Raw genomic sequence first — 7372 nt, 5'->3', positions numbered from 1 at the left:
ATCCGCCCCCTGTTCTCCGAGGGCAAGGGCCCCTTCCGCTGGGCCGCCCTGTCCGGCGAGGCCTCCGACATCCACAAGACGGACAAGGCGATCCTGGAGCTGTTCCCGGAGAACGAGTCCCTGCACCGCTGGATCAAGCTGGCCGGTGAGCGCGTCCACTTCCAGGGCCTGCCCGCCCGGATCTGCTGGCTCGGCTACGGCGAGCGCGACAAGGCCGGCGAGCGCTTCAACGACATGGTGGCGTCCGGTGAGCTGGCCGCCCCGCTGGCCATCGGCCGCGACCACCTCGACGCAGGCTCCGTCGCCTCCCCCTACCGTGAGACCGAGGCCATGCTCGACGGCTCCGACGCGATCGCCGACTGGCCGCTGCTCAACGCCATGGTGAACGTCGCCTCCGGCGCGTCCTGGGTCTCCATCCACCACGGCGGCGGCGTCGGTATGGGCCGCTCCATCCACGCGGGTCAGGTGACGGTCGCCGACGGCACGGCTCTCGCCGGCGAGAAGATCCGCCGCGTGCTGACCAACGACCCCGGCATGGGCGTCATCCGGCACGTCGACGCCGGCTACGAGATCGCGGAGCGGGCCGCCGACGAGCGGGGCGTGCGGGTGCCGATGCGCGAGGGTGGAGAGGCGTGACCCTTCCGGGAGATGAGCGGGGCGGCGACTCTTCGGTGGGGGCGGACGTCTCGTCGCCGAGTGCGGGTCCGGCCGTGCCCACCCTCCCCCACTCTCAACTGCGTTCGAGCGGGGGGACCCCCATCGCCCCGCCGAACGACCGCCCACGGCCTGTGGTGCCTGAGGGTCACAGCCAGCTGGCAAGCCACAGCGCGCCCTCTTTCCACGAGATGTGGCGCCAGCTGCTCCCCATCGGCCGGCACCCCGACTCCGGCGGCTACCGCCGCTACGCCTGGACCGCCGCCGACGCCGAATGCCGGGAATGGTTCAAGGCACAGGCCGAGTCCCGTGGGCTGACCTACGAACTCGACCGCAACGGGAACCAGTGGGCCTGGCTCGGTGACCCCGAGGCCGGGGACGCCGTCGTCACCGGGTCGCACCTCGACTCGGTACCCGACGGTGGGGCCTTCGACGGTCCCCTCGGCGTCGTGTCGTCCTTCGCCGCGCTCGATGAACTGCGCGGCAGGGGAGCGGAGTTCACCAGGCCGCTCGCCATCGTCAACTTCGGTGACGAGGAGGGCGCCCGCTTCGGGCTCGCCTGTGTCGGGTCACGCCTCACCTCCGGCGCGCTCACCGTCGAGCAGGCGCACCGGCTGACCGACGGGGACGGGGTCACGCTGCCGCAGGCCATGGCGGCGGCGGGCTACGACGCCGACGCCATCGGGCCCGACCCCGAACGGCTCGCCCGTATCGGCGCGTTCGTCGAACTCCACGTCGAGCAGGGCCGCGCGCTGGATCTGTCCGGCGACCGGGTCGGCATCGCCAGCGCCATCTGGCCGCACGGCAGGTGGCGGTTCGACTTCCGGGGTGAGGCCAACCACGCCGGTACGACGCGGCTGGTGGACCGGCGGGACCCCATGCTGTCGTACGCCGAGACCGTGCTCGCCGCCCGCCGCGAGGCCCAACTCGCCGGTGCCGTCGCCACGTTCGGGAAGATCGCCGTCGAGCCGAACGGCGTCAACGCGATCCCCTCCCTGGTGCGCGGCTGGCTCGACTCCCGCGCCGCCGACCAGGACACCCTGGACACGGTGGTCACCGGCGTCGAGAAGGCGGCCCGCGAGTACGCGGAGGCGCACGGCGTCGACCTCGACATCGTCCGTGAGTCCTTCACCCCGGTCGTCGAGTTCGACCACGCCCTGCGCGACGAACTCGCCCGTGTCCTGGGCAAGGACACCGACCTCAGGGTCCCCGTCCTGGGCACCGGTGCCGGACACGACGCCGGAATCCTCTCCGGGAGCATCCCGACCGCCATGCTGTTCGTGCGCAACCCCACGGGCGTCTCGCACTCCCCGGCCGAGTTCGCGGCCGAGGACGACTGCGTGGCCGGGGTGACCGCACTCGCCGACGTACTGGAAGGGCTGGCCCGCAGGTGACGCACCCCACCACGCACCCCACCACGCGGACGTACTGGCTGGAACACGCCTGGCTCGACACCAACGTCGAGCCGGGCGTCGCCCTGGAGGTGAGTGACGGACGGATCACCGCCGTCCGTACCGAGGTCGACACCCCGCCCCCCGGCGCCGAGATTCTGCGCGGACTCACCCTCCCCGGGCTGGCCAACGCCCACAGCCACGCCTTCCACCGTGCCCTGCGCGGTACCGTCCAGGTGGGCTCCGGCACCTTCTGGACCTGGCGGGAGCTCATGTACTCCTTCGCCGACCAGCTCACCCCGGACACGTACCACGACCTGGCCCGCGCGGTGTACGCCGAGATGGCGCTGGCCGGGATCACGGCGGTCGGCGAGTTCCACTACGTGCACCACGCCCACGGCGGCACCCCGTACGCCGACCCCAACGCCATGGGTGAGGCGCTCATCGCCGCCGCCTCCGAAGCCGGCATCCGCATCACCCTCCTCGACACCGCCTATCTCTCCTCCGGCTTCGGACAGCCCCCCAACCACCACCAGCTCCGCTTCTCCGACGGAAGCGCGGACGCCTGGGCGGAACGCTGTTCACTTCTCAAGGAACGGGATCACGCGCGGATCGGTGCCGCCATCCACTCCGTACGGGCCGTGCCCGCGCGGGAGTTGGCGACCGTGGCCCGCTGGGCCGAGGAGCGGCGGGCCCCGCTCCATGTGCATCTCTCCGAGCAGACCGCCGAGAACGACGCCTGCCGCGCCGCCCACGACTGCACGCCGACGCAACTCCTCGCTGATCAAGGCGTGTTGGGCCCGCGCACCACCGGCGTCCACAACACGCACCTCACGGACGAGGACATCGCGCTGCTGGGGCGCTCGGGCACCGGCACCTGCATGTGCCCGACGACCGAACGCGACCTCGCCGACGGAATCGGCCCCGCCGTGGCCCTCCAGCGAGCCGGCTCACCGCTCTCCCTCGGCTCCGACAGCCACGCCGTCATCGACCTCCTCGAAGAGGCCCGCGCGATGGAGCTGAACGAGCGCCTGCGCACCCGCACCCGGGGTCACTGGACGGCGGCCGCCCTGCTCCGCGCGGCCTCCGCCGACGGCCACGCGGCTCTCGGCTGGGACGAGGCGGGCAGCATCACGGCAGGCGCCCTCGCCGACTTCACGACCATCGCGCTCGACTCGGTCAGGACAGCGGGGCCGGTGCCCAGGCTCGGCGCCGAGACGGCCGTATTCGCGGCGACGGCAGCGGACGTACGGCACACCGTCGTAGGCGGCCGGCACGTCGTACGCGACGGAGCGCACGCGCTCGTACCGGATGTGCCGCAAGCGCTCGCGCAGGCAGTCGAAGCCCTGCGGGCCTGACAACCACCCACGAGGACACGATGAGCAGCAGCACCGTCATCACCAACATCGCCACGCTGGTCACCAACGACCCCTCCCTCGGTGACGGATCCCCCCTCGGTCTGATCCAGGGCGCGGCCGTCGTCATCGACGGCGACCGCGTCGCGTGGACCGGTGAAACAAGCAAAGCACCCGCCACTGACAATCGGGTCGACGCCGGTGGGAGGGCGGTCCTGCCGGGCTTCGTGGACTCCCACTCGCACCTCGTCTTCGCGGGCGACCGCACGCAGGAGTTCAACGCCCGCATGTCCGGGCGTGCTTACAGCGCGGGCGGCATCCGCACGACCGTCGCGGCGACGCGCGCCGCGAGCGACGCGGAACTGGAGGCGAACCTCACCCGCTACCTCGACGAGGCCCTCCGCCAGGGCACCACCACCTTCGAGACGAAGTCCGGTTACGGCCTGACGGTCGCCGACGAGTCCCGCGCCCTGCGGATCGCCGCCGCGCACACCGACGAGGTGACGTACCTCGGCGCGCACATCGTCTCCCCGGACTTCGCCGACGACCCCGCCGCGTATGTGGCGCTGGTGACCGGCGAGATGCTCGACGCCTGTGCTCCGTACGCCCGTTGGATCGACGTCTTCTGCGAGAAGGGCGCCTTCGACGGCGACCAGGCGCGCGCGATCCTGAGCGCCGGCAAGGCGAAGGGCCTGCACCCGCGCATCCACGCCAACCAGCTCTCCTACGGCCCCGGCGTCCAGCTCGCCGTAGAACTCGACGCGGCGAGCGCCGACCACTGCACGCACCTGACCGACGCGGACGTGGACGCGCTGGCGAGCGGCCGTACCGTCGCGACCCTGCTGCCCGGCGCCGAGTTCTCGACGCGGGCCCAGTGGCCGGACGCGCGCCGGCTCCTGGACGCCGGGGTCACCGTCGCGCTGTCCACCGACTGCAACCCGGGCTCGTCCTTCACGTCCTCCGTGCCCTTCTGCGTCGCGCTGGCGGTGCGTGACATGGGGATGACTCCGGACGAGGCGGTGTGGTCGGCCACGGCGGGCGGAGCGGCGGCCCTGCGCCGGGACGACGTGGGGCGGATCGCACCGGGCGCCCGCGCCGACCTGATCCTGCTGGACGCGCCCAGCCATGTGCACCTGGCGTACCGGCCGGGCGTGCCGCTGGTCAGCGGGGTGTGGCGGCGGGGCACGCGGACCGTCTGACGACGGCGGGACCTCATCGCTCCGTCGCGTCGATCCCGTAGAGCAGGCGGTGCAGGAACTCGGCGATGACGCCCATCGTGGTGGCCGAGGTCCAGGGCAGCCCCGTGCTCGGGCCGCCGAGGAACGCGACGTCTCCGTGGTTGGTGCCCTTCAGGACGTAGCGGGTGCTGTCGGCCCCGGCGGCGCGCAGCGCCTGGTGCACATGCTGCGTCTGCGAGGGCGAGACGAGCATGTCCTCGCTGCCGTGCAGGAACAGGAACGGCGGTGCCGAGGCGGTCGCGTGGGCCGCCGGGTCCGCGGCCCGCACCGCGTCGGGGATCTCCGGGAACGGCACACCCGGCCTGCCCAGATACGCCGAGAAGTGTGTGGCCTCCCGCCGGTGGTGCAGCTGGGCCGCCTCGTCGAAGCCGTCGGCGATGGCGGAGAGTTCGGAGCTGCCGTAGGCGTCGACCACGGCCCGCACCTGCCCCTGCGAGGTCTGCTCCCAGGCGTCGGAGAACGCCGGCAGACCGTCCGAGACAGCCGTCAGCGCCGCCGGATGACCGCCCGCCGACTCGCCCCACAGGGCGACCGCGCCGGGGGTCGATGCCGAACTCGTCGGCGTGCGACCGCAGATACGCGAGGGCGGCGCGGACATCGCGGACGGAGTCGTGGAAGGTGACGCCATCAGGGGCGACGCGGTACTCGACACTGGCGACGACGAAACCGGACTCGGCGACATGCCGGCGCGCCTCGAACGCCATCGCCTTGTTGCAGCGGAGAAACGCGCCCCCGGGGAGGTGGACGACCAGCGGAAGCCGTTCGTCGCAGGCCGGCCGCAGGACATCGGCCTTGAGCTCGCGCCGCGCCCCGTCGGGCAGTTCGACGGTCGCGTACGTGACGTCGCTAAGGCTGTCCACGGCGACGGTGCCGAGGGACATCTGCGTGTCCGGGTCGACGTCCAGCAGTGTGCTGTCGGCGAGATCGGGGCGGCGCGATGCCGGTGGCGACGGGGACGGACAGGGAAAAGGAGGCGGACACGGTCTCTCCGATCGTCATGGAACGTGCGGTGAGTGAGACGTTCCATGGCCGTGCCGACAGGCGCCCGACACCGGAACGACAGTCCCGACAGACACCCGACACCGGGGTTGAAAGCGTGCTGAGGCCGCGGTGAAACCGGCCGGGCGCAGGCTCTGCTCCACAAGGAAAGCCCACCGATTCCGGCGACTACGAGGAGCACACCATGATGGCCATCGAACTCACCCTCACCGACCAGGACAAGCAGACCCTGCGGACCGCCGCGTACGGCGCCGTCTCGCTGCTGGTCGCCGCCGGTGCCACCGGCTCCCCGCACCGGATCGCCACCCGGGGCAGCATCGCGCTGTTCTCCGCGACCGGTCAGGTCGGCCACGTTCTCACCGAGAAGTCGAAGATCGAGGGCCTGGACGGCAGGTCCGCGGCCGAACTCGCCGACCGGGTGCTGCCCGCCCTGACCGCGACCATGGCGCTGCTCAAGGAACAGGACCCGGCCGAGGCCGACAACTTCCGCGCCACCGTGCTCGTCGCCGTGGAAGAGGGTGTCCGGAGCCTGAAGGGCGGACCCGGGCCCGCCATGAACGAGATGATCCGCAAGATCACCGCGGCCCTCGACGCCGCCTGACCGGTCCGGCCCGTCCAGTCGCTGTTGTCGATGCTCCACGCGCGGAACGCGCCTTTGGTGATGCGCCCCACAAGGGTGCTGAAGTCGGCCTTGACGGCCTGCGGGGTCTTCTCCGGGGGGAACAGCGGCTTGATGGGCTGCCGTTCCTCCGAGAGGTCGGCGGCGAGGCGGGACTTGTAGGCGTTGTACACGGCCGCGATGTCCTGGCGGATCACCTGGCCCTCGCTGTTGCCCGGGAAGGGCATTCCGCGCAGGCGGTTGTCGTTCGTCGCGGCGATCGAGGCCACGTCCATGAGGAAGCGGTCGATGAGGTCGGTGACGTCCTGTTCCCGGGCGTCCGGAGCCTTGTTGCGGGCGTCCCGCAGCAGCAGGTCCGCCATCTCCAGGGTGAGGTCGCGGTAGATCGTGTACCGCGGGCTCCCTGGGATGACGCCGAGCACATGGTCGGGTTGTTTGGCGGCGTCGGTGTTCGTCGACGCGAACCCGTCGGGATGCGGCTTGTCCTCAAGGCCCGGCACCGGGAAGGGCACGCTACGGAAGGCATCCTCCTCGTCGCGCATGTTGGGGGCGGCGGCCGCCATCGTCACGAAGGCGCCGTCGGCCCCCTTGTCGACGACGTCCGCAAGGGCCTGCGACGTCCGCTTCTCCAGCGTGATCCGGCAGGTCCGGCCGTCGAGGAAGGACTTGATCGCTGTGTTGACGGACAGGAGGTCCAGCACCCGGGTGGCCTTGCCCTGCGATTCCGGGAACTTGAGGGACACGTTGGTGAACGAGATGTTCCCCTTCACCAGCTTGCTCCGCTGGACCACAGGCGCCCGCTGCACGGCCGGTGCGGGGCGCCCCTCCTGGCCGAGCATCCGCGCGACGCTGGCGTTGCCCGCGCTCGACAGGAGCGACAGCAACTCGTGCGCGGGCCGCGCGGTGTCCGCCGCGGGTCCGCTCAGCGGGGCACGCCGGGATACGGCGTCCCGCGCGCGGGCTTCTTCTCGGGCGGGCACGTCCTCACCTCTGGCCTGGAGCCGCGATCTCCGTTGTCCACAGGCTGAGCGGACGCCCCCGCGAGGTACTCAGGGGCAACTAACCCGCGCCGGAAAACCGCTCCACCTGCCCACAAGGGCAGGACCGGTGCCGCCG

General features: G+C 71.8%; 4 protein-coding genes and 2 pseudogenes. 4 read left to right on the top strand and 2 right to left on the bottom strand.

Features of this window, described 5'->3' with window-relative positions; genetic code table 11:
• The 4 genes and pseudogenes from ACFXC1_RS31745 to hutI all read left to right on the top strand — a co-directional run.
• Positions 1–636, top strand: a pseudogene (locus ACFXC1_RS31745) (urocanate hydratase); the annotation flags it as partial.
• A 209-nt stretch (positions 637–845) separates the two neighbouring features.
• A complete protein-coding gene (locus tag ACFXC1_RS31740) occupies positions 846–2048 on the top strand; it encodes an allantoate amidohydrolase (protein ID WP_381249013.1) in 1203 nt (400 codons plus the stop codon).
• Positions 2045–3403 (top strand): formimidoylglutamate deiminase, encoded by a 1359-nt coding sequence (locus ACFXC1_RS31735; protein ID WP_381249011.1) that lies wholly within the window; start codon positions 2045–2047, stop codon positions 3401–3403. Before ACFXC1_RS31740 ends, ACFXC1_RS31735 begins: the two co-directional genes overlap by 4 nt.
• 20 nt (positions 3404–3423) lie before the next feature.
• Positions 3424–4599 carry an imidazolonepropionase gene (hutI, locus tag ACFXC1_RS31730; RefSeq protein WP_381249008.1) on the top strand — a complete coding sequence of 392 codons (1176 nt, stop codon included), beginning with the start codon at positions 3424–3426 and terminating at the stop codon, positions 4597–4599.
• A gap of 13 nt (positions 4600–4612) precedes the next feature.
• Here the strand turns inward: hutI and ACFXC1_RS31725 are convergent.
• Positions 4613–5519 (bottom strand): annotated as a pseudogene (locus tag ACFXC1_RS31725) (alpha/beta hydrolase).
• Positions 5520–5976: 457 nt separating this feature from the next.
• Positions 5977–7236: a hypothetical protein gene (locus ACFXC1_RS31720; RefSeq protein WP_381249005.1), complete on the bottom strand. Its 1260-nt coding sequence runs from the start codon at positions 7234–7236 to the stop codon at positions 5977–5979.
• Positions 7237–7372 lie beyond the last annotated feature (136 nt).

Source organism: Streptomyces hokutonensis, from assembly GCF_042751305.1.
GTDB lineage: Bacteria > Actinomycetota > Actinomycetes > Streptomycetales > Streptomycetaceae > Streptomyces > Streptomyces hokutonensis_A.
The sequence above is the reverse complement of the archived record's forward strand: the minus strand, read 5'-3'. Positions and strand labels throughout refer to the sequence as shown.